Source organism: Hydrophilobacter chitinilyticus (assembly GCF_049860745.1).
Classification (GTDB): domain Bacteria; phylum Pseudomonadota; class Gammaproteobacteria; order Burkholderiales; family Burkholderiaceae_C; genus Rhodoferax_B.
In genome coordinates this window covers 5,025,899-5,048,736 of the sequence record NZ_CP187561.1, presented here as the reverse complement: position 1 = coordinate 5,048,736, position 22,838 = coordinate 5,025,899, and the positions used below count along the sequence as shown (strand labels likewise).

Genomic DNA, 22,838 nt, shown 5'->3' with positions numbered 1-22,838 from the left:
TGAACAACAGCCCCCGATTTTACCCTGAAAACATCTATTGGGCTGGCGATTCCAGTAGCAAGGCCACGGCGACATGACGGCCTTCTTGCGCCAGGATGTTGTAGGTGCGGCACGCTGCAGGGGTGTCCATGGTCTCCAGGCCTATGCGCAACGCCATCAACGGCTGCAGCCATTGCGGCGTTGGAAAGCGAATCCGATCGCCACTGCCGAAGATCACCAACTCGGGTTTGAGCTCAGCCAGCATGGCGAAATGCGCTGCACCCAAGTCTTCAAAACGCTGGCAATTCCAGTCCACCAACTGACCGCGTGAACTTAACACCAAGCTGTGGTGTTTGGTGTCGGCGTCGACCTTCACCCAGCCTGGACCGTAGCCGGTGATGGCCTGCACGTCGAATTTGTCGGGTTGGAGTTTCATGGTGCAGACGGTGGCGCGAAGCTGTTGTATGTGGGCTCTACCACCAAAGTCGGCTGTAGAAATGTGGTCCAATTATAGGTTTCGCCCACGCCTAGCCTGACGGAGACAACCGCGTTAACCAGGGCGAACGTAGGGGCAGCAACATGGGTTGCGCCGCCACAGATACCAAGTTGGGAAACATGAAGACCATTCGCAAATCAGCCAAGCTCGCCAGCGTTTGTTATGACATTCGCGGCCCCATCATGGACGCGGCGCGCCAGATGGAAGAAGAGGGCCAGAAGATCATCAAACTGAACATTGGCAATCTGGCGGTGTTTGGTTTCGATTCGCCTGAAGAGATTCAGCAGGACATGATCCGCAACCTGCCGACCTCGGCCGGTTACTCCGACAGCAAGGGCATCTTCGCCGCGCGCAAGGCGGTGATGCACTACACCCAGCAGCAAGGCATCAAGGGTGTGACGCTGGACGACATCTACCTGGGCAATGGCGCCAGCGAACTGATCGTCATGGCCACCAACGCGCTACTGAACGATGGCGACGAGTTGCTGCTGCCCGCTCCTGACTATCCGCTGTGGACGGCGGCGGTCAGCCTCTCGGGCGGCACGCCTGTGCACTACATCTGCGACGAATCAAACGGCTGGATGCCCGACCTGGCCGATATCCGCAGCCGCATCACGCCCAACACCAAGGGCATCGTCGTCATCAACCCGAACAACCCCACGGGTGCGCTGTACTCTGATGAGTTGCTCAAAGGCATTGTGGAGCTGGCGCGTGAACACGGACTGGTGATTTTTGCCGACGAGGTCTACGACAAGGTGCTGTACGACGGCGTGAAGCACACCGCGCTCGGCTCCCTCAGCGACGACGTGTTGACGCTGACCTTCAACTCCTTAAGCAAAAGCTACCGCTCGTGCGGCTACCGCGCCGGTTGGCTGGTGGTGTCGGGCGACAAGAAGCCCGCCAAGGACTACATCGAGGGCTTGAACATGCTCTCGAACATGCGCCTGTGCGCCAACGTGCCAGGGCAGTGGGCGATCCAAACAGCGCTCGGCGGTTACCAAAGCATCAACGACCTGGTGGGCCCCGGCGGCCGCCTGCGCCGCCAGCGCGATTTGGCGTATGAGTTGATCACCGCCATTCCCGGCGTCAGCTGTGTCAAGCCAAGCGCAGCTCTCTATATGTTCCCCAAGCTGGACCGTACGATGTACCCCATCGAAGACGACCAGCAGTTCATTCTGGAGATGCTCCAGGAAACCAAGGTCATGCTGGTGCAGGGCACGGGTTTCAACTGGGCTTCACCAGACCACTTCCGCATCGTCTTCCTACCCCATGAAGACGATTTGCGCGAAGCCATTGGCCGTATCGCCAAATTCCTTGAGCACTACCGAAAACGTAGCGCCTGACGCTTATTTCACAAGCGTCGAAGCCCATTTTTATTCAAGAGTCCTTATGAAATCCATCCAAGTCGGCATCCTCGGCATCGGCACCGTAGGTAGCGGTGTGTTCAACGTTTTGCAGCGCAACCAAGAAGAAATTCGGCGTCGCGCAGGCTGCGGTATTGAGGTGACGATGGTGTCGCGCCGCGACGTGGCCAAGGCGCGCGAGATTGTGGGCGAACACGCCGAAGTGGTGGCTGATGCCCGCGCCATCATTGCCAATCCGAACATCGACATCGTGGTGGAACTCATCGGCGGCTACACCTTGGCGCGCGACTTGGTGCTGGAGGCGATTGCCGCCGGCAAACACGTGGTCACGGCCAACAAGGCGCTGCTGGCCGTGCACGGCACCGAGATCTTTGCCGCCGCGCATGCCAAGGGCGTGATGGTGGCGTTCGAGGCCGCCGTGGCCGGTGGCATCCCGATCATCAAGGCGTTGCGCGAGGGCTTGAGCGGTAACCGCATCCAGTCGATTGCCGGCATCATCAACGGCACGACCAACTTCATCCTGTCCGAAATGCGTGACAAGGGCCTGGACTTCGACGTGGTGCTGAAAGAGGCGCAACGCCTGGGCTACGCTGAAGCCGACCCTACGTTTGACATTGAAGGTGTGGACGCCGCACACAAGGCCACGTTGATGAGCGCCATCGCCTTCGGTACGCCGGTGCAGTTTGACAAGGCTTATGTCGAAGGCATCACCAAGCTTGAAGCCGTGGACATTCGTTACGCTGAAAAGCTGGGCTATCGCATCAAGCTGCTGGGCATCACACGCAGCACTGCCAATGGCATTGAGCTGCGGGTGCACCCGAGCCTGGTGCCGGCCAAGCGGCTGATCGCCAATGTCGAGGGCGCCATGAACGCCGTGCAAGTGCAGGCCGACGCTGTGGGCACCTCGCTGTATTACGGCAAGGGCGCAGGCAGCGAGCCCACGGCCAGCGCCGTGATTGCCGACCTGGTGGACATTGCCCGTTTGGCCACGGCCGACGCTGAGCACCGCGTGCCGTACCTCGCATTCCAGCCCGATGCGCTGTCCGATGTGCCCGTGCTGCCGATGAGCGAAGTGGTGACCAGCTACTACCTACGCTTGCGCGTGGCCGACCAAGCTGGTGTGCTGGCCAAGGTCACCGGCATTCTGGCAGCGGCCGACATCAGCATCGACGCTGTGCTGCAACGCGAAGCCGATGAAGTGGGCGGCGAAGGTTCGACCCAGACCGACCTGATCATCCTCACGCACGAAACGCGCGAAGGCAACATGAACGATGCGCTGGCGCAAATGCAAGCATTGGCAACCGTTTTGGCACCTATTACGCGTTTGCGTAAAGAAGAGTTAGCCTGAGTAAAGAGGGTCGTCCGGCAGAGAGCCTAGCCCGTTGAGGGACACAAGCGCAAACCAAAAGGCGCTGTCCCCCAACCGATAGCTCTCTCAAAGGATCCCTCATGAAGTCGAATCTCCGCACCCTCGCTCTGGCTCTTGGTTTCTGTTTTGTGGGTGCTAGCTTTGCAGCCACGCCCGCAGCAACCTCTGGGGCACCAGCCGCTCCTGCTGCTGCCGTAGCTGCTCCTGCTGCAACCCCCGCCGCGATAGCTCCTGCCACTGCCGCCACGCCCGCAGCAACGCCAGCCTCCAAGCCCGAGAAAGCGGCCAAAGCATCGAAGAAATCGTCTTCTGCCATGCCCGCTGTAGCGGCGGCTGGTGGTGGCAACGGCCTGGTCTGGGTGAACGACAAATCCAAGACCTACCACTGCGAAGGCGACAAGTACTACGGCAAGACCAAGGAAGGCTCGTACATGCCTGAAGCCGATGCCAAAGCCAAGGGTGACCACGCGGCTGGCGGCAAGGCTTGCGCGGCCAAATAAGCTGGGTCTTCCCGCTCTCGAAAACCCAGCTTGGCTGGGTTTTTTTGCGTCTGCAGCGCGGGGTTTTCAGATGGTTAAAATTTGCTGAATTCTCTGGTGCCCAACCATCTGGCGTTAGCGCACTTTGACTACGAGACCACCACCCCTATGCACTACATCTCCACCCGCGGCGACAACACGCCACGCAAGTTCTGCGAAATCCTGCTTGAGGGCTTGGCGCCCGATGGCGGGTTGTACCTGCCCGTGGCGTATCCGCAGGTGGATGCGGCCACGCTGGGCCGCTGGCGCAAGGTTTATCACGAGCAAGGCTATGCCGACCTCGCGTTTGAAATCCTCTCGCTCTACATCGACGACATTCCAGCCAACGATTTGCGCGCGCTGTGCCAGAAGACCTACACCGCCGAAGTGTTTGGCACCGGCGAGATCGTGCCTCTGCGCCACCTTGAAGACGGCTTGTGGCTCGAAGGTTTGTCGAACGGCCCCACGCTGGCTTTCAAAGACATGGCCATGCAGTTGCTGGGCAACCTCTTCGAATATGAACTCGGCCGCCGTGGTGAAGAGCTGAACATTCTGGGCGCCACCAGTGGCGACACCGGCAGCGCCGCCGAATACGCCATGCGCGGCAAAAAGGGTGTGCGTGTGTTCATGACCAGCCCGCAAGGCCGCATGAGCCCGTTCCAACAGGCGCAGATGTTCAGCCTGCAAGACGAGAACATCTACAACATCGCTATTGTTGGCGTGTTCGACGACTGCCAGGACATCGTCAAAGCCGTGTCGAACGACCTCGCGTTCAAGCGCAAGTACAAGATCGGCACCGTCAATTCCATCAACTGGGCGCGTCTGTTGGCGCAAGTGGTTTACTACTTCGCGGGCTACATCCAGGCCACCACGGATGAGTCGCAAAAGGTCAGCTTCGCCGTGCCAAGCGGCAACTTCGGCAACGTGTGTGCGGGCCACGTGGCGCGCATGATGGGCTTGCCGATCGCGCAGTTGGTGGTGGCCACCAACGAGAACGACGTGCTCGACGAATTCTTCCGTACCGGCATCTACCGCGTGCGCGGCAGTGCCGATACACACGAAACCTCCAGCCCGTCGATGGACATTTCCAAGGCCTCGAACTTCGAGCGTTTTGTGTTCGACCTGCTGGGCCGCGACGGCACCCGCACACGCGAGCTGTTTGGCCCGCAGTTGGCCAGCACCGGCCAGTTCGACCTGAGCGCCGACCCGCTATTCAAAGAGGCCGCTGCACGCTACGGCTTCATCAGCGGCAAGAGCACACACGCCGACCGCCTAGCCACCATCCGCGACACCGATGCACGCCATAGCGTGGTCATCGACACCCACACGGCCGACGGCGTGAAGGTGGCACAACAGTTCCGCCAAACCGGCGTGCCGATGATCGTGCTCGAGACCGCCTTGCCCATCAAGTTTGCCGCCACCGTGCAAGAAGCCCTGGGCCGCGCGCCCGAGCGGCCAGCCAAGTTTGCCGGCATTGAAGACCTGCCACGCCGCGTGGTCGACTTGCCGGCCGACGTAGCGGTGGTCAAAGCTTTCATCGAGAAAGCCTGCGCGTAAATTTTATGAAGGTGGTTTGCTTTGCAGGTTACTCCGGCGCGGGTAAAACCACCTTGCTGGAGCGCTTGATCCCGGCGCTCAAAGCCTGTGGCCAACGCGTGTCCGTGGTCAAACATGCGCACCACCAGTTCGACATTGACCACCCCGGCAAAGACTCGTACCGCCACCGCAAGGCTGGCGCGTTCGAAGTGCTGGTGGCCTCCGACCATCGCCTGGCGTTGATGCGCGAGCTGGAAGAGCCCACGCCGCCGAACGTACACAGCCTGCTGGCGTTGCTGGATGACGGCATTGATTGGGCGCTGGTCGAAGGTTTCAAAAACAGCGACCTGCCCAAGCTGGAAATCTGGCGCCAGAGTGCCGGTAAGCCCGCCATCTACCCACACGATCCGCTGGTGTTGGCCATCATCACCGACGATGCTGCGAGCCTGTCCGAGCCCACGGCCTTGCCTTTGCTGGACATCAACGATGCCGAGCAAATTGCCGCCTGGCTGATGCAGCATGCCGCGCGCTTCGACTACAGTAAGCCCGAGACGGCAGCTTAAATTGGCTTGACTCTGTTCTAAGTCCAAGGGCTGCCTGTGTCCCAAACTTGAGACGACATGAACACGCCCACATCCACCCAGCCCCGCACACCGCAGCCCCTGAAATCGCTTGACGAAGCGCTGGCCGAGTTGCTCGCCTTCGCCGTGCCCTTGGCGCAGCCCGAAGCGGTTTCCACCTTCGATGCCGATGGCCGCATCCTCGCGCAGTCGGTGGTGTCGCCGCTGCAAGTGCCACCGCAAGACAACAGCGCCATGGACGGCTACGCCATGCGTGCCGCTGATGTGCCGGCCGCAGGCACGGTGCTGCCAGTGTCACAACGCATCGCCGCAGGCAGCGTGGGCACGGCGCTGCAGCCCGGCACAGCCGCGCGTATCTTCACCGGTGCAGCTCTGCCGCCGGGCGCTGATGCGGTGGTGATGCAAGAAGAGTGTGAAGCGCTGGCCGGGGCGGAAGCTTCGGTGCGTATCAACAGTGTACCCAAAGCCGGGCAGTGGGTGCGCCGTAGCGGCGAAGATGTGACCTTGGGGGCAGAAGTGTTGACCGCCGGCCAACGCCTGGGCCCCGCTGCACTCGGCTTGGCCGCCAGCGTGGGCATGGCGCATTTGCAGGTGGCGCGCAAACCGCGTGTGGCCTTGTTCTCTACCGGTGACGAATTGGTGATGCCCGGCGCCGTGGCCCCGGCCGACATGCCGCCCGGCGCTATCTACAACTCCAACCGTTTCTTCTTGCGCGCGTTGTTGACGCGCCTGGGCTGCGAGGTGACCGACCTGGGCATCGTGCCCGACCACCGCGCCGCCACCATCCAGGCGCTGCGCGACGCCGCCGTGTCGCACGACCTCATCCTCACCAGCGGCGGTGTATCGGTGGGCGAGGAAGACCATATCAAACCCGCCGTGCAAGAACTCGGCACGCTAAACCTTTGGCAAATCGCCATCAAGCCCGGCAAGCCGTTTGCCTATGGCCAGATCGCTTACCCCATCGTCGCCCCCGGCACGCCCCACGCGGCCTGCCACTTTATTGGTTTACCTGGCAACCCGGTGTCGAGCTTTGTGACCTTCCTGCTGCTGGTACGGCCGTTTCTGCTGAAGCTGCAAGGCGCCAGTGAGGTCGTGCCTGTGGGCTACGCGCTGCGCGCCGATTTCGATTGGCCGCGTGGCGACCGTCGCCGCGAGTTTTTGCGCGTGCGCCGCAACGCGCAAGGGGGGCTGGAACTGTTCAAAAACCAAAGCTCGGGTGTGCTCACCTCCAGCGTGTGGGGTGACGGTGTGATCGACAACCCACCTGGCCAAACCATCGCGCGTGGTGACACGGTGCACTTCATTCCGTTTGCGGAGTTGTTGGCATGAGAAATAACCCCCACGCTCCCCACCTTGTGTGGTCGCTGCCCCCCGAGGGGGCCGCTCTTCATCTTGGGGCGGCCCGGCGATGAAGAAACTCTCAGTGAAGTACTTTGCCTCCGTGCGTGAAGCGATTGGTATGGGGAGTGAGTCGATCGAGACCAGCGTGATCACTTTGGGTGAGTTGCGAGACGAGTTGATCGCTCGCGGCGGCGCCTATGCCAGCAGCCTGGCGCGTGGCAAGGCAGTGCGCTTGGCGCGCAACCAGGTGATGAGTGACGAAGCCGCCGCGTTGGCAGACGGTGACGAGGTGGCGTTTTTCCCACCCGTCACCGGCGGATAAATCGACATCAGCAGCGCTTTATTGCGCCAGCCAAGTCCCCACCTGGCGTTCCCGAGCGCGTTGGTACAACACCCGCGCCGTGGCCACATCTTCCAAGGCCATGCCCAGCGATTTGAACAGCGTGACTTCACCCGGGCTGGTGCGGCCGGGGTGCTGGCCAATCACCAGTTCACCGATCTCGGCTAGCAGACTTTCCGGTGTCACCAAGCCGGCCTTTTGCGCGTTGAGATAGTCGCCCGCTTCGTTCAGCGTGGACTCGCGCCGGTCGACAAACAACGATGCTCGGCCCATCAGTGCGGGTTCGATTTCGGCGTGTGATGGGGTGCTGGAGCCCACCACGTTCAGGTGGGTGCCAGGCACAATCCATTCGGCTTTCACAATCGGCTCGCGGGCGCTGGTCACCGTGACCACGATGTCCACGTGGGCCACGGCTTCTTCAACCGAGGCCACGGCTTCCAGCGTGAAGTTGTAGTGCGGCTGCTGTGCCGCCACAAAGGCTTGTGCGCTGACCAGGCTGCGTGCGGCCACTTTCACCTTGGTGAGCGGCCGTGCTGCCGCCACGGCTGCGAGCTGCCACGCGGCTTGATGGCCGCTGCCCACCATCGCCAGCGTTTGTGCCTCGGGCCGTGCCAGCAGGCGCGTGGCCAGACCGGTCATGGCGGCGGTGCGGATGCCGGTGATCTCCGACGCCGCCATCACGCCCAACAACGCGCCGGTGCTGCCGCTGAACAGCAGAACGCAACCCTGGTGGGGGTCTAGCCCCATGGCACTGTTGCCGGGGAAGAAGCCACCGGTTTTGGCGCCGTAGACAGGATCTGCGCCGCCGATATAGGCGGGCATCAAACCCAGCAAACCCATCGCGTCTGGCGGGCGCACGATTTGGCGCAGCGGCTGGTGCACGCTGCCACGCGCCAGGTCGGCCATGGCGTCGGCCATCACGTCCATACATTCGGCCACGCTCAGCAGACTGGCGATTTGCAGCGCGCTGAGGAACAGCACCGGGGGAATGGTGGCTGGCGTCATGTCTTTCGTCTCACTCATGCCGCCGCAGCCTTTGCCGCATCCAGGTGTTTGGTGAGTGTGCCCAAGTCGGTGTTGGTGCCACACAGCAGCACGCCCACACGTTTGCCTTGCAGCTTGGTGCGCAGTGGTCCCAGCAGCGCGGCCGTGGCCACGGCGCAAGCGGGCTCGGGGGCGAGCTTCAGTTCTTCAAACAACACCACCATGGCTTGGCGAATCTGGTCGTCGCTCACGGTGGTGAGTTCGTCGATGTTCTGGCGGCACAGGTTCAGGCTGTAGGCCTCGGTGTGCGGCGCCATCAGGCTGTCGGCAATGCCTTGCATGGCGCCCATCTTGATCGGGCCGCCGGTCTTGAAGCTCTGCGCCATGCTGTCCGCGCCGACTGGCTCCACGCCGTAGACCTTGCACTCGGGCTGCACCAGCTTGAAGGCGGTGGAGACACCGGCCGCCAGGCCGCCGCCGCCAATCGGCACGATCACCGCATCGAGCGCTCGGGCTTGGGTCGCCCACTCAAAGCCCAGCGTGGCCGTGCCCAGCACCGTGTGGTAGCCGTTGAACGGGTGCACAAAGAAGCGGCCTTCGGTCTGCTCGATGTGGCGCACCTGCTCAAAGGCCACGGCGCCGTTGTCGGCCATCACCACCTCGGCACCGTATTGGCGGCACAGTGCCACGCGGAAAGGGCTGGCGGTCTTGATCATCACCACCTTGGCGCTGATGCCCAGCTTCATGGCCGCATAGGCCACGGCCACCGCGTGGTTGCCCGCGCTCACACAGGTCACACCGGCGGCATGCTGCTTGAGGCTCAGGGCCAGCAGGTTGGAGAACGCGCCACGTGCCTTGAAGGTGCCGCTGGCTTGTTGCAACTCAAACTTGAAGTTGATGGCCGTGCCGCTCAGGTCGGCCAGCGCATCGCGGTCTTGCGTAGGCGTGGTGAACACATAGGGCGCAAGCTTGCTGTGCTGCGCACGGATGGCGTCCAGCGTGGGCTGGGTTTGGGTGTCGATGACGAGGTCTGGTTGCGACATAAATTCTCGGAGAAACATGTGTTGAGGTTATTTGAAGCCCAGGTGACGGCGTGTGCCCACCAAGGCGGCAATGCTGATGGCAGCGGCAAACATCAGGTAGTAGCTGGGCGACAGCTTGTCGTTGGTCACGCTGATCAGCCACGTCAGGATGAAGGGTGCGAAGCCACCAAAAATCGTCACCGCCGTGTTGTAGCTCAAAGACAAGCTGGTGGTGCGGGTGTGCGTGGGGAACAGCTCCGACAACAACGCGGGCACGGGTGCAAAGTAGCTGGTCATCAAGGTGCCGAAGATGATCTGCACGACCAACAGCGTGCCAAAACTAGGCGAGGCCGCCAGAAAGGCAAACATCGGGTAGATGGCCAGCAGCATCAACACGGCGGCGGTGGTCATCAGGCGCACACGGCCCACGCGGTCAGACAAATGGCCGATGGCGGGCGCCAGGAACATCTGGATCACACCCACCATGGTGGTGGCCGAAAACACCACCGATGCGGGCAGGCCAAGTTGCTTCACGCCATAGATCGGCATGAACAACACCAGGTAGGTCGACACCGTGCCCAGGATCACAATGCCCACGGCCAGCAGCAGGCGCAGCTTTTGCTGGCTGAACGCATCGCGCAGCGGCGTGCTGGTGGCTTCAATGCGCTGGAACTCCGGGCTCTCGTCCACGTGGCGGCGAATGTAGTAGGCCACGGGACCGATCAGCAGGCCGAAGATGAAGGGGATGCGCCAGCCCCAGCTGTTCATCTGGTCAGCGCTCAAGGTGCCGGTGAGCACCGCGCCAAAGCCGGCCGCCAACACCGTGGTCAAGCCTTGGCTGGCGACTTGCCAGCTCGAGAAAAAGCCCCGGCGGTTGGGCGCGTGTTCGGCCAGAAAGGCCGTGGCGCTGCCAAACTCACCACCGGCCGAGAAGCCCTGGATCATGCGCGCCAGCACCAGCACGGCGGGGGCCAGCAAGCCAATGCTGGCGTAGGTGGGCACCACGCTGATCATCAACGTGCCGACGAACATCAGCACGATGGACAGCGTGAGGGCGGCTTTGCGGCCCGCGCGGTCGGCATACGCGCCGATGACGATGGCGCCCAGCGGCCGCATGAAGAACGACACGCCAAACGTGCCCAGCGTCAGCAACAGCGAAACCGTGTCATCCCCCGTGGGGAAAAACAGCTTGGAAATGGTGGCGGCAAAGAAGCCGTAGACCACCAGGTCGAACCATTCCAACGCGTTGCCGATGGAGGCCGAAATCACCGCCCGCCAGGGTGGGGCATGGACGTCAGTGGGGGAGCCCGAGGCGTGGGAAGCACCGGAGAAAGCTGGGGGGTTCTGAGCCATCTGACGAATTCCTTGAAGCGTTGGAGATTACGAAAAACCAAGGGCTCACCGGCGCTAAGAACCGGCGGGGTAGGGGAACAACTTTGTAGGGCTAGGGGGAAACTGAAAGGCTCTGGATCAGCTTGCGCATGAAGGCTTCGCACTGCGCGATTTGGTCTAGCGTCACGTATTCATTGGCCTTGTGCGCCTGCTCGATGTTGCCCGGCCCACAGACGATGGACGGAATGCCCATGGCCTGGAACAGCCCAGCCTCGGTGCCGTAGGCCACCTTGCGTGTAGCGCGGTCTTGTGTGAGCGCGCGCACCAGTTGGGTGATGGCGGCTTGCTCAGAAGCATCGAGCGTGGGGGCCAGCGCCAGGGTGTCGAACTCGATGCGCGCGTCGGGGTGCTCGGCGCGCATGCGTGGCAGCAAGGTGTTGGCAGCAAAGTCCTGGATGCGCGCCAGGATGGGTGCGTTGTCCACGCCCGGCAGGTTGCGGTATTCAAAGCTGAACTCGCACTGCGCCGGCACAGTGTTGAGCGCAATGCCGCCCTGGATGGTGCCGGTCTGCAGTGTGGTGAAGGGCACGTCGAAGTCTTTGTCGAACGGGCCCTCGGCGCGGAACTGATCGGCTTGGTCGCGGATGAAGCAAATCAAGCGCGCGGCGTATTCGATGGCATTCAAACCCTGTGGCGTGAGCGAAGAATGCGCTGCGTGGCCGTGCACGCGGCAACGGTAAGCATTGATGCCTTTGTGGGCCACGATGGGGCGCATGTCGGTGGGCTCACCCACGATGCAGCCGTTGGCCGTGATGCCGCGCGCCTTCAGGTCGGCCAGCATGTACGGGGCGCCAATGCAGCCGAGTTCTTCGTCGCACGACAGCGCAAAGTGGATCGGTTCACGCAAGCGGGCGGCTTGCATCTCAGGCAGCAAGGCCAGCGCCACGCCGATGAAGCCCTTCATGTCGCAGGCGCCGCGCCCATAGAGTTTGCCGTCGCGAATCGTCGGCTCGAAGGGCGGGCTGTCCCAGTTCTGGCCTTTGACCGGCACCACGTCGGTGTGGCCAGAAAGCACAATGCCACCTTGCGTGCTGCCATCGGCTGCGGGTAAGGTGGCAAACAGGTTGGCTTTTTTGCCGGTGGGCTCGAAGGTCAGGGTGGCCGGGATGCCGGCTTCCGCCAGGTAGTCACGCACCGCTTCGATCAGGCCCAGATTAGACTGAAAGCTGGTGGTGTCAAAGCGGATGAGCTTTTCGATCCATGCGAGAGAAACCGGAAAGAGGTCGGCGGTGTTCGGCGTTTTCATAAAATTATCATATACGAAAATTTTCATATAAGAAATATCTGATGCAAGTTGTGTCTCCTATTCCGAGCCTCGTCATGACTCCCCCGCCCAATGTTTCGCCAGGCAAAACTGTTCTCGACAAATCGGAACTGGGCCTGCGCTTGCGCACCGCGCGCCAGGCGCTGAACCTCACACTGGCCGAATTGGCCGAGCTGTCGCAGGTGTCGGTGGCGTCGATCTCCAAAGCCGAGCGTGGCCTGCTGGCGCTGAGCTACGAAAAATTTGCCGCGTTGGCGGCAGCGCTGAAGCTTGATTTGTCGATGCTGTTTGGTGATGCTGCGGATGCCCCCAGCGGCTTTGAGGCTGGCAGTGCTGTCGTGACGCGCAGCGAAGAGGTGGTGGAGTACAAATCCGAGCGTTACCTCTACGGCATGCTGGCCACCAAGGTGGCGGCGAAGAAGATGACGCCAATGCTTGGCCGCGTCGAAGCGCGCTCGGTGCTGCGGCCCGGCGAGTTCAGCAAACACCCGGGTGAAGAATTCATCTTCGTGCTCGACGGTGTGCTGGAGATGCACTTCGCCGATGGCCGCGTGGCGCGGCTCGAAAAACACGACAGCATCTACTTCGACAGCGGCCTCGGCCACCTGTACGTGAACGGTGGCGACGAGGGCGCGCAGATCCTCGTTGTTTGCTGCAATGACGCCAAAGAAGGCGGGTTGCAGGAACTACCTTAACGTCGCGTTAAAGAAGCTTCTGCAACTGCGCCACCAAGGCCGCAGAGGCGGGCGTCATGGGCGCGCGCAGCTCGGCCGTCATCTCGTCTTGCAGGGCCAGCAGCGCTTTTACCGGGCCGGGGTTGGGTTCGGCAAAAGCCAGCTCCACCAACGTGCGCAGGCTGTTCCACACGCTGCGTGCAGCGCGCAGATCCTGCTGCTGCAGATGCCGCAACAGCTCAACGAAACGCCGCGTGTGCACGTGCGCGCTGGCCGCAATCGCGCCCACGCCACCCAAGGCCACCGTGGTGAAGATTTGAATGTCTTCACCCGCCAGCACCTGCAACTGGCCTTCGCCAATCAAGGCCTGCGTCTTGGCCGTGTTGCCGCCGCAGTCCTTCAGCGCTTGGATGTTCGGGTGGGTGGCCAGGGCACGCAATGTGGCCAACTCCAGCGTGGCTCCGGTGCGGTACGGAATGTCGTAGACGATGATGGCGTGACGGCTGGCGCTCGCAATCGCTTCAAACCATTGCTGCACACCTGCTTGGGATGGACGGATGTAGTGCGGCGCGGCGACCAGCAGGCCGGCCAGCGGCTGCGCATTTAGCTCGGCCACGCGCTCCAGCGTATGGCCCAGGTGGTAGCCCGATACGCCCATCACCACCGGCAAGCCCTCGGCCGCCTGCAGCACGGTGGCCAGCACCGCATCTTGCTCGGCACCTTCCAACGCGGCGGCTTCGCCGGTCGAGCCACACACCACCAGGCCCGCCACACCATCGGCATGCAGGCGTTTGACGAGCGCGGCCAGGGCCGCGTGGTCTACCGCGCCCTGGCGGAAAGGGGTGACGAGGGGAATCCAGAGTCCCGAAAAATCAACAGAAGTACCGAGAGAAGACATGCGCTTGCGTCCTTGCAAAACACGACCGTATAAGACCGGCCGGGTCAAGCGAAGGGACTGCTGAGGCGCCTGAAAACGAAGGGGGAGATTTGGCTTCTGGCGCTGGTGCGGGTTCCGTCGCTCATCCGGACGGAACCGCAGCTCCGGTCAGATGAGCTTGGGTTTTTTGGCTTTACCAACATGACCGACGTGGCCAACGTCCGCTGCTGCAACAAGGGATGCAGCACGGTGGATGGACGTGGCGTAGGCGGGCATGCGCGCAGTATAAAACCAGAACGCGATCAGGGGATGAAGAGATCAGCTCACGTACTGCCCGATGGCGGTGCGGCCAGGGCGGCCCGGAATCATCGTCAGCATGTGATCGGAGATGCCGCCGTCGACCACCAGGTTCTGCCCCGTCACGTAGGCTGCGCCGGCGCTGGCGAGAAACGCCACCGCCGAGCCGATGTCGCCCGGCTGGCCGATGCGGGCCAGCGGTACCAGGCTCTCTCGTTTGGCTTTGACGTTGGGGTCGTGGTAGACCGCGTCGGTCAACGGCGTGTGGACCATGCCGGGGCAGACCGTGTTGACGCGAATGCCATCCGCGCCCCATTCCTGCGCCAACTGGCGGCACAACATGATGAGTGCCGCTTTGGCCGCCGAGTAGGCGCCGTAGCCTGGGTGCGGGGTCAGGCCCGACATCGACGCCACCGCCGTGATGCTGCCGCGTGTGCGCTGCAATTGCGGATAGGCGGCCTGCGCCATCAACCAGGCCGAGCGGGTGTTGAGGTTGAAGGTGTGGTCCCACTGCGCCACCGGCAGGTTGGCCAGGTGGCCGGGCCCCGAGGCGCCCGCGTTGCACACCAGCGCAGTCAGGTCGCCAGCGGCGGCGTGTGCCCCGGCCACCAGGACCGCGCATTGGGCGGGTTCGGTGATGTCGCCGGTGACACCTGTAGCGCTGGCGCCGGTGGCGCGCAAGTCGGCCAGCAGTTGGTCGAGTTTCTCGCCGGGCTGTGATGCGGCAGCCGAGATGTGCACCGGCACGCCATCTCTTTGTGCCTGCGCGATCAGCGCCAAACAAATGCCGCGGCCAATGCCGCCAGCAGCGCCGGTGACGAGTGCGTGCACGGCGCGGGGAGAAGTTTCAGAGACGGGCATGGGCCTTCTTTCCAAGTGAGTTCAAGCTTTAATCGGTGTTATCGGTGTCATTGGTGATCTGCACGGTGTGGCCGCTGGTGGCGGCCGTGTGGATCGCCAGAATGGCTTGCAGGCTGCGCATGGCATCCACGCCACTGCACACCGGTTCTTCCTGGCCGTGGATCGCGGCGTGGAAGTGCCGCAGTTGTTCGGCGTAGGGGTTGGTGTCGTGCGGCGCGGTGCGCTCTTGCGCCAGCGGCTGGTGCCAGCCGCGTGTGCCACGGTAGTCCCACACTTCCAGGCGTGGCAGCGTCAGCGAGCCGTGTGTGCCCGAGATGAAATGGGTGTTGACGTCTTGCCGCGGGTAGTGCGCGGACTCCCCGGCGGCGAGGTCCCAGTTCCAGGGTGCGGTGGCCGTGTCGGACACCGTCATCGTGGCCAAGGCGCCGCTCTTGAAGCGCAAGATTACGGCGGCCGTGTCTTCCACTTCAAAGCCGCGCACCGCGTTGGCGCTGCTGGCCTGCACGCTGGCGATCTCGCCCATCAAGAAGCGCAGCAGGTCGACGTCGTGGATCAGGTTGATGAGAATCGGGCCGCCGCCTTTGTGCCGGCGCCAGGCCATTTCAAAGTAAGGGTCGGGCTTCAGGAAGGTGGCCATGCCGGTGGCCGAGACCAGTTGGCCCAGGCGGCCCGAACGCACGATCTCACGCGCCTGGCGCAAGATGCCGTTGTAGCGGCGCTGGTGCCCCACCAGCAGCACACGGCCGGCCGCACTGGCCGCAGCGCACAGGCGGCGTGCGTCTTCCAGGGTGTCGGTGATGGGCTTCTCCACCAGCACGTGGGCGCCGTGCTGCAGGCACAGGGTGCCGATGTCGGCGTGGGTGGCATTGGGTGTGGCCACTATCACCGCTTGGGGTTGCGCGCTGGCGAGCATGGCCGCCACCTCGGTGAAGTAGGGCCTGCCGATCTCGGCGGCCAAGGCTTGGGCTGGCGCCGAGTTGTCGACGATGGCGGCCAGTTCAAACAGCGCGTGGTCGCGTGCCAGCGCAATGTGTGTGCGGCCAATGGCGCCGGCGCCAATCACCGCCAAGCGTAGCTTTTCCATCTGCGTTCCTTGTGTTTTTGCTGAATCTTTATTGGCCGTAGTGCCGTAGCGTCGCGGCAATGCCTTGGGTCAAGCTGGTTTTTTGCCGGCCCGGCAGCAGGGCGTCCAGCCCGTCTTCGGTGATGCCTTCGGCAATCGTCAACGGCTTGCCTTCGGCACGCAATTGGGCCGCAGGCGCCTGGCGGCGGATCTCGTCCATCACCTGGTCCATGCTGGCCTCAACGCCCACCATGTTGTAGACCGGCGCGCCTTGCACCGGCGTCAGCAGCGCTTGCACAAAGGCCTGCGCCACGTCGTCCACGTAGACCAGGCCACAGGTGCCGGTCATGGCGATGGTGAAGGCCTCGCCACGTGCAGCTGCGCGGCAGGCCAGGCTGGGCCCGGCACTGGCTCCGCTTTCGCGCCCGGGGCCGTACACCACAAATGGTCGAAAGCCCACGCTGGCGATGCGCTTCTCGCGCCAGTAGGCCTGCGCTGCACCTTCCACCGCCAGCTTGAACGCGCCGTAGTGGGTGGCGGGCGCGGGGTGGGCGGCGTCGTCCGGGCCGTACACACCGGCCGAACTGGCGTAGACGATTTGCGCAATGCCCTGCGCCAGTGCCGCGTCAAACACATGCAGCGAGCCGATGAGGTTGATCTCGGCCCCGCGCACCGGCTCGGCGCTGCACAGCGGCGTCAACACACCCGCGAGGTGGATCACACCGTCGCAGCCGTGCATGGCCTGCTGCACATCGGCCGCGCGGCTGATGTCGCCCACACGCCAGTCGAGTGTGTGCGCCACCGCGCCGGCGATGGACGCCACGGTGTCGCGCCGGTTGTGCAGGTCGAACACGCGCACACCGATGCCCTGGGTCAGCAGCCGGCGCACGATCCACGCGCCCAGAAAGCCGCTGCCACCGGTGACCAAAACCTTCTTCAACTGCCGCATGGGTTTTCCTTGGTGGTGTGCGTCAAGACATCTTGCAAAGTGGCGAAGCGGCCGGAATGATGGCCGGGTCGAAGCGCTGCTCGATCACTGGGCGCAGCACACCGTCCACCACCTTGGCGCGGCCCATGTAGTTGGGCAGCATCAGTTGGTTGTCGGCGGCGCGCATGTTCACGCTGCCGTAGATAGTGTCGAGCTGCGCGCCACGCAGGGCCTTGCTCACATCGGCGGGCTTCACGCTGCCGGCCTTTTTCACGCCGTCAAACATCACCTGCGCGCCGTTGTAGGCCTGGCCTTCGTTGTCGGTGGGCAGGCGGTTGAACTTGGCTTTCCAGGCGGCCACAAAAGCCTTGTTGCGCGGCGCGTCGATCTCGGGGGTGTAGGCGGTGTTGCCGAAGGTGCCTTCGAGTGCCTTGTCGGTAGCGGTGACCATGAAGTTCTGGATCAGCGCGTGGCCGATGAGTTTCTTCGCCGGGATCAAACCAAACTCCTGCGCCTGCTTCACAAAGGCGATGGCATCGCGCCCGGTCTCGGCCACCCAGATGGCTTCGACGTTAGCGGCTTTCAGTTGTGCAATGTAAGGCGAGTAGTCTTTGGTGCCTAGCGGCGCGTACAGCGCCAGGGGCACGGTTTTGCCAGCGGCTTCGGCGGCCTTCTTGAACGACTCACCCGAGTCGCGGCCCCACACGTAGTCGGCCGCCAGCACCGCGAAAGACTTTTCCTTCAAACCCTTGGCCAGCTCGTTGATCATGGCGATGTCCATCGCGTCCGAATGGTTGGTGCGGAAGCTGCGCGCCTTGCAGGTGTCGCCGGTGAGTTTGTCGGACTTGCTGGCCACCACAAAATAGGCCGCATCCCAGCGGTCCAGGTTTTGCGCAATGGCCAGAGAGATCGACGAAGGGATGGCGCCGATCAACAGGTTGTAGCCGTCACGCGCCATCTTCTCGGCCACGCGGCGGCCGGCGTCGGGTGTGCCTTCGTCGTCGCCGGTGGTCACTTCCACCTTGCGGCCGTCAACTCCACCGTTGGCGTTGGCTTCGTCGATGGCGAACTGCACGGCACGAATCACCTCTTCGCCCTGTTGGGCAAACACGCCCGACTTGGACGACACCAGGCCGACCTTCACCGGCTCTTTGCCTTGGGCCATGGCGGCCAGTGGCAGCAGGCTGGTAAGTGCCAGGGCGGCGAGGGAACGCTGCAGGGGTTTCATTTTGAACATGGTTTTGTCTCCTGAATCAAAGAGCCGGAATCGGTCCGGCCACCGTCTTAATCACATGTGTGCAACATGGCGCTAAACCGTCACGTGGGCCTCTAAGTCGTGCAGGCTGGCCTTGGTGTTTTGCACCGCGCCCTGCGCCACCACCGAGCCCTTGGCCATGGCGCAGTAGCGCTCGGCCACACGCACCACCAGGCTCATGTTTTGTTCGATCAGCAGCAGCGCCGTACCCTGCGCCGCCACTTGGTTGAAGATGTCGCTGAGCTGGTCGACGATCACCGGTGCCAGGCCTTCAGTGGGCTCGTCCAGCAGGATCAAGGCGGGGTTGGCCATCAGCGCGCGGCCCACGGCCAGCATCTGCTGTTGCCCGCCTGAGAGTGCCGTGCCCGGCGTGTGGGCGCGCTCTTGCAGAATCGGGAACAGCTTGTAGATCTCGGGCACGGTCCACGGGCCTTTGCGGCCCACGGCGGCGCCGAGTTGCAGGTTCTCTTCCACCGTCAGGTTGGCCACGATGCGCCGACCTTGCGGCACCACCACCACGCCGTTTTGGGCGGCCAGATACGGCCGTGGGCGTGGCAGCGTTTTGCTGCCAAGCTGGATGCGCCCGGCGCGCAAGCTCGCCAAGCCCAAGATGGTGTTGACCACCGTGGTCTTGCCCACGCCGTTGCGGCCGATGAGGGCCACGCGCTCGCCGGGGTTTACCGTCAAGCTCAGGTTGTGCAGGATGTGCGCCGAGCCATAAAAAGCGTTCACATCTTCCAGCTTTAAAAGCGCGCTCATTTGTTCACCCCCACGTTCGGCACTGCCGTGCACTCTCTGCTCCCCGAGGGGGCGTTCGCTCGTTTGATGCGGTTCTGCGCTACGCTCATGCCGTGCTCCCCAGGTAGGCTTCGCGCACACGCGGATCGGCGCGCACGCTGGCCGGCGCGCCACTGGCGATCACGCGGCCGAGTTCAAATACGGTGACGGCGTCGGAGATGCCAAACACCACGTCCATGTCGTGCTCGACCAGCAGCACCGAGACGTCCCAGCGCGAGGTCAAGGCTTTCAGATGCTTGGCCAGGTCGTGTGACTCTTTGACCGACAAACCGGCCATTGGCTCGTCGAGCAGCAGCACACTCGGGCGGCCCACCAGGGCCAGCGCCAGGTCCAGGCGGCGTTGCTCGCCGTAGCCCAGGTCTTCTGCGGTGGCGTCGGCCAGCGGAATAAGGTCCAGCTCTTTCAACACGGCTTCGGCATCGGCGGTGGAATCGGCCACGCCCATCTTGTGCGAGGCCAATTCCACCTGCTGGCGCACCCCCATCTGGCCGAAGATGCTGGTGCGCTGAAAGCTGCGCGACAAACCGCGCATGCGGCGTTGTGTGGCCCCCAGCGCACTGACGTCCTGGCCACCGAGCTTGACGCTGCCGCGTGTGAGGCTGACGCGCCCGGTGATCGCGTCGATGACGGTGGACTTGCCCGCCCCGTTGGGGCCGATCAGCCCGCGAATCTGCCCGCGCGTCAGCGTGAGCGAAACACCGTCCACGGCCTTCACACCACCGTAGTGGATGGCAACGTCGTGGGCTTCCAAAACATAGTCACTCATGGGGTCTCCTTCAATGCGCAGCCGAGGCCGCAGGTGCGTTGCCTGGGCTCGCGTCTGGTGAATGGGCTGCGGTCACGGGGCTGGCGCTGAACGGCGCCGAGGGTGGGGCGGTGTGTGTGGCAGCGGCCTGGGCTGCAGGCTTCTTCGCCTTGAAGCATTTTTTCAGTGCACCGGCAATGCCGGTGGGCGAGAACACGATCACGGTGATCAGCGCCACACCAAAGATGGCCATCCAGTGGTTGGCGTAGTCGCCCAGAATGTCTTTCGCCAGAAAGTAAACCACGGCGCCGAGGGCCGGGCCCCACATGGCCTTGTAGCCGCCCACCACCACCATCATCAGCGCCACGCCAGAGAGGCTCCAGTGCAGGTTTTCGGGCGACACAAAACTGGTGTTCAGCGCCGACAGCAAACCCGCCACGCCGGTGACCGTGGCCGACAAGGCGTACACCGCGGCGCGTGGCACCAGCGTGCGGATGCCGATGAAGCGCGCGCGTTCTTCGTTGTCACGCACGGCCTCGGTGATGCTGCCGAAGCGGCTGCGCAGCAACAGCGCCAAAACCAGCATCACCAACACCAGCGCCACCCAGCACAGCATGAACATGTTGGCGGGTTTGAGCATCTCCGAGATGTGCACGCCGAAGAGGGTGCTCGGCCAATCGATGTTCATGCCGTCGGCGCCGCCGGTCACGCCGCGAGAGCGTGAGGCGGTCAGAAAGAACATCTGCCCGATGGCCAGCGTCAACATACCGAAGGCCACGCCCGGCACACGCACGATCACCAGGCCCACCAGAAAGGCCGCCACGGCAATGGCCGCCAGCGTGAGCACGATGGCTACTTCTGCAGACACCGACTGGGTTTGCAGCATGAGCCCGACGGCGTAGCCCGCGCCGCCAAAGTAGAGCGCATGGCCAAAGCTGGCCATGCCGTTTTGCCGCAGCAGAACGCCCACACCAATGGCGAAGACGGCGTAGATGATGGCCTGTGTGAGCAGCGACAGCGCGGTGTTGGAGGTGACGGTGGCCGCCACCACGGCGCCCACCACCAGGGCGCCCACGGTGTTGAAACTGATGCGTTGGATCGATGACATTTTTTTCCCGAATCAAGTCCGATAGAAGGATGCGCAGGCCCTGGCATCAGGTGCGGCTGCCGGCCAGGCCGGAGGGTTTCCAGATCAGGATGGCGACCATGATCACGAACGGCAACACGGCCGCGAGGTCGGCGATGTACACCGCGCCCAAGGCCTGCACCATGCCCAGCGCCATGGCGGCGATGAAGGCACCCACCAGTGAACCCAGGCCGCCGACCACCACCACCACGAACGAATCGATGATCACGTCGGCACTCATGGACGGCGACAGCGACAGGAACGGTGCCGCCACCACGCCTGCCAACCCGGCGAGCGCGCAGCCCAGGCCCACCACGCCGGCGCTCAAGGCGTCGGTGTTCACGCCCTGCATGGCGGTGGTGGTGGGGTCGGTACTGGCGGCGCGCACAAACAAGCCGATCTTCGAGAAGCGCAGCCACAGGCTCAGGCCCAGCGCGACCATGGCACCGACGGCGATCACGCCCAGGCGGTAGGCCGGCACGGGGGTGCCGAACAGGTCAATCGAAGTGTTGAGCAAGGCCGGTGCGGCAACCGACAGGTTGCTTTTGCCCCACACGGTCTGCACTCCGTCTTCGATGATCAGCAGCAGGCCAAAGGTGACCAGCACCACGCTCAGCGGGTCGCGGTCTTGCAGCAGGCGAAAGCCATAGCGGTCGAGCAGCACGCCGAACACCGCCATCACTGCCGGTGCGGCCACCAGGGCGACCCAGAAGTTGCTGTAGTTGGCGATGGAATAACCCAGGTAGGCGCCCAGCATGTAGAGCGAACCGTGGGCAAAGTTCACCACGCGGCGCAGGCCGTAAATCAGCGCCAGGCCCGAGCACATCACCACCAGCAGTGCGCCGTAGACCAGGCCGTTGAACAAATTGATGGCAAGCATCGTTGTCTCCTCCGTTTTTGAAATGGGTTGCGGCTCAGGCGAGCGCTGGCAACAGCGATTCGGTGGCACCGAAGGCCGACCAGCCACCGTCCACCGGCAGCACGGCGCCGGTGACGTAGCTGGCGCGGGGTGACGCCAGGAAGGCAATCACTTCGGCGATCTCTGCCGGTTCGGCCATGCGGCCCAGCGGTGTGCGGTGGCGAATCGCGGGCGCGTCAACGGCGCCTTTTTCTTCCAGTGCGACCAGCAAGGCCGTGCGCACGTAGCCCGGTGCCACCGCGTTGACGCGAATGCCCGCGCGTGCCCACTCGCTGGCCATGGCGCGTGTCATGCCCACCACGCCGGCCTTGGCCGCGCAATAAGCATTGCGCGCGGGCAGCCCGGTGAGGCTGGCGATCGAGCCGAGGTTGACGATGGCGCCGCGTACACCTTTGGCTTGCGCGGGCTGCTGCAGCATGTGCTGCGCCACGGCCTGGCTCATTAAAAATGTGCCGCGCAAATGCACTGACAACACGCGGTCGAATGCGTCGACGTTTTGTGCCACGGTGGCGCCGGTCTGGTCGCCGATGCCGGCGTTGTTGATCAGCACTTCGATACGGCCCAACTGCTGTGCGGCGCGGGTCACGGCGTTGTCCACGCTGGTGGCGTCGGTCACATCGCAGGCGATGCCCAGGTGCTGCGAGCCGAGTTCAGCGGCGCGTGTGTGGGCCGCTTCGGCGCGCAGGTCGAGCAGTGCCACGCGGTAGCCATCGGCCGCAAGGCGCTGCGCGGTGGCCCAGCCAATGCCGTCTGCGGCACCGGTGATGATGGCGGTCGCCGCGGCCGTTGATGTGGCGTCTGGAGGTGCAGGGTTGGGTTGCAAGTTTGTCTCCTCGTTGGTTTGAAACCTCACACCGGCTGTGGTCGCCTTTGGTGTGTGAGGTGCTGTGGCGCCGTGGTTCGTGTTGTGTTCGTTGTGTTGAACCGAGCGCCTTGATGGCTGCAAATTTTGGTTGTTGAGGCCGTCCTGGCCCTCGACGATTCGGGCCAGGAACAGGACATTTCGTGCACGTGCTGGTGGGTGTTTTCCCGTGGTGCTCTGCGGCGCAACAAGCTTTCGAACATGACAAAAAATCCTTTCGGCTGCAGCCATCCACACCCCGCAAAAA

Annotated in this window: 23 protein-coding genes; 8 read left to right on the top strand and 15 right to left on the bottom strand. The window is 63.4% G+C overall.

The features are described from left to right. Positions 1–34: 34 nt before the first annotated feature. Entirely contained in the window at positions 35–415 is a 381-nt protein-coding gene (locus tag ACPWMG_RS22535; RefSeq protein WP_483301740.1) for an Mth938-like domain-containing protein, read from the bottom strand. 179 nt (positions 416–594) lie between these two features. On the opposite strand from ACPWMG_RS22535, the gene ACPWMG_RS22530 reads away from it, so the two are divergent. The 7 genes from ACPWMG_RS22530 (at position 595) to ACPWMG_RS22500 (ending at position 7,506) form a co-directional block, all read left to right on the top strand. Further along, on the top strand, positions 595–1,818 hold the full coding sequence (locus tag ACPWMG_RS22530; protein WP_483301739.1) for a pyridoxal phosphate-dependent aminotransferase: 1,224 nt from the start codon (positions 595–597) through the stop codon (positions 1,816–1,818). Positions 1,819–1,864: 46 nt separating this feature from the next. Beyond that, a complete protein-coding gene (locus tag ACPWMG_RS22525; RefSeq protein WP_483301738.1) occupies positions 1,865–3,187 on the top strand; it encodes a homoserine dehydrogenase in 1,323 nt (440 codons plus the stop codon). 101 nt (positions 3,188–3,288) lie between these two features. Further along, a complete protein-coding gene (locus tag ACPWMG_RS22520; RefSeq protein WP_483301737.1) occupies positions 3,289–3,708 on the top strand; it encodes a DUF3761 domain-containing protein in 420 nt (139 codons plus the stop codon). Between the two features lie 147 nt (positions 3,709–3,855). Continuing rightward, on the top strand, positions 3,856–5,283 hold the full coding sequence (thrC, locus tag ACPWMG_RS22515) for a threonine synthase (protein WP_483305310.1): 1,428 nt from the start codon (positions 3,856–3,858) through the stop codon (positions 5,281–5,283). 5 nt (positions 5,284–5,288) lie between these two features. Continuing rightward, positions 5,289–5,825: a molybdopterin-guanine dinucleotide biosynthesis protein B gene (mobB, locus tag ACPWMG_RS22510; protein ID WP_483301736.1), complete on the top strand. Its 537-nt coding sequence runs from the start codon at positions 5,289–5,291 to the stop codon at positions 5,823–5,825. 57 nt (positions 5,826–5,882) lie between these two features. Further along, a complete protein-coding gene (locus ACPWMG_RS22505) occupies positions 5,883–7,172 on the top strand; it encodes a molybdopterin molybdotransferase MoeA (RefSeq protein ID WP_483301735.1) in 1,290 nt (429 codons plus the stop codon). Positions 7,173–7,251: 79 nt separating this feature from the next. Beyond that, positions 7,252–7,506 carry a MoaD/ThiS family protein gene (locus ACPWMG_RS22500; protein WP_483301734.1) on the top strand — a complete coding sequence of 85 codons (255 nt, stop codon included), beginning with the start codon at positions 7,252–7,254 and terminating at the stop codon, positions 7,504–7,506. 18 nt (positions 7,507–7,524) lie between these two features. On the opposite strand, the gene ACPWMG_RS22495 is transcribed toward ACPWMG_RS22500, so the two are convergent. The 4 genes from ACPWMG_RS22495 to argE form a co-directional block, all read right to left on the bottom strand. Continuing rightward, on the bottom strand, positions 7,525–8,547 hold the full coding sequence (locus ACPWMG_RS22495; RefSeq protein WP_483301733.1) for an ornithine cyclodeaminase family protein: 1,023 nt from the start codon (positions 8,545–8,547) through the stop codon (positions 7,525–7,527). After that, positions 8,544–9,551, bottom strand: a complete 1,008-nt coding sequence (locus tag ACPWMG_RS22490) for a threonine/serine dehydratase family protein (RefSeq protein ID WP_483301732.1) — start codon at positions 9,549–9,551, stop codon at positions 8,544–8,546. Before ACPWMG_RS22490 ends, ACPWMG_RS22495 begins: the two co-directional genes overlap by 4 nt. 27 nt (positions 9,552–9,578) lie before the next feature. After that, a complete protein-coding gene (locus ACPWMG_RS22485) occupies positions 9,579–10,883 on the bottom strand; it encodes an MFS transporter (RefSeq protein ID WP_483301731.1) in 1,305 nt (434 codons plus the stop codon). Between the two features lie 91 nt (positions 10,884–10,974). Continuing rightward, positions 10,975–12,168, bottom strand: a complete 1,194-nt coding sequence (gene argE / locus ACPWMG_RS22480; protein WP_483301730.1) for an acetylornithine deacetylase — start codon at positions 12,166–12,168, stop codon at positions 10,975–10,977. 74 nt (positions 12,169–12,242) lie between these two features. Here argE and ACPWMG_RS22475 point away from each other — a divergent pair, with 74 nt between their 5' ends. Then, positions 12,243–12,881, top strand: a complete 639-nt coding sequence (locus ACPWMG_RS22475) for a helix-turn-helix domain-containing protein (protein ID WP_483301729.1) — start codon at positions 12,243–12,245, stop codon at positions 12,879–12,881. Positions 12,882–12,888: 7 nt separating this feature from the next. Here the strand turns inward: ACPWMG_RS22475 and dapA are convergent, their stop codons facing one another. The 10 genes from dapA to ACPWMG_RS22425 form a co-directional block, all read right to left on the bottom strand. After that, positions 12,889–13,758: a 4-hydroxy-tetrahydrodipicolinate synthase gene (dapA, locus tag ACPWMG_RS22470; protein WP_483301728.1), complete on the bottom strand. Its 870-nt coding sequence runs from the start codon at positions 13,756–13,758 to the stop codon at positions 12,889–12,891. A 297-nt stretch (positions 13,759–14,055) separates the two neighbouring features. Next, positions 14,056–14,895, bottom strand: coding sequence for an SDR family NAD(P)-dependent oxidoreductase (locus ACPWMG_RS22465; protein ID WP_483301727.1), 840 nt, complete (start codon positions 14,893–14,895; stop codon positions 14,056–14,058). Positions 14,896–14,923: 28 nt separating this feature from the next. Then, complete coding sequence (locus ACPWMG_RS22460) at positions 14,924–15,979, bottom strand: Gfo/Idh/MocA family protein (RefSeq protein WP_483301726.1); 1,056 nt, start codon at positions 15,977–15,979, stop codon at positions 14,924–14,926. A 28-nt stretch (positions 15,980–16,007) separates the two neighbouring features. Further along, positions 16,008–16,907 carry an NAD-dependent epimerase/dehydratase family protein gene (locus tag ACPWMG_RS22455; protein WP_483301725.1) on the bottom strand — a complete coding sequence of 300 codons (900 nt, stop codon included), beginning with the start codon at positions 16,905–16,907 and terminating at the stop codon, positions 16,008–16,010. 22 nt (positions 16,908–16,929) lie between these two features. Beyond that, on the bottom strand, positions 16,930–18,123 hold the full coding sequence (locus ACPWMG_RS22450) for an ABC transporter substrate-binding protein (RefSeq protein WP_483301724.1): 1,194 nt from the start codon (positions 18,121–18,123) through the stop codon (positions 16,930–16,932). A 72-nt stretch (positions 18,124–18,195) separates the two neighbouring features. Continuing rightward, positions 18,196–18,900, bottom strand: a complete 705-nt coding sequence (locus ACPWMG_RS22445) for an ABC transporter ATP-binding protein (RefSeq protein ID WP_483301723.1) — start codon at positions 18,898–18,900, stop codon at positions 18,196–18,198. A gap of 85 nt (positions 18,901–18,985) precedes the next feature. Next, positions 18,986–19,705 carry an ABC transporter ATP-binding protein gene (locus tag ACPWMG_RS22440; protein ID WP_483301722.1) on the bottom strand — a complete coding sequence of 240 codons (720 nt, stop codon included), beginning with the start codon at positions 19,703–19,705 and terminating at the stop codon, positions 18,986–18,988. A 10-nt stretch (positions 19,706–19,715) separates the two neighbouring features. Then, a complete protein-coding gene (locus tag ACPWMG_RS22435) occupies positions 19,716–20,792 on the bottom strand; it encodes a branched-chain amino acid ABC transporter permease (RefSeq protein WP_483301721.1) in 1,077 nt (358 codons plus the stop codon). Between the two features lie 46 nt (positions 20,793–20,838). Next, positions 20,839–21,690 carry a branched-chain amino acid ABC transporter permease gene (locus tag ACPWMG_RS22430; RefSeq protein ID WP_483301720.1) on the bottom strand — a complete coding sequence of 284 codons (852 nt, stop codon included), beginning with the start codon at positions 21,688–21,690 and terminating at the stop codon, positions 20,839–20,841. A 34-nt stretch (positions 21,691–21,724) separates the two neighbouring features. Further along, a complete protein-coding gene (locus ACPWMG_RS22425) occupies positions 21,725–22,552 on the bottom strand; it encodes an SDR family NAD(P)-dependent oxidoreductase (protein WP_483301719.1) in 828 nt (275 codons plus the stop codon). Between the last annotated feature and the right edge of the window lie 286 nt (positions 22,553–22,838).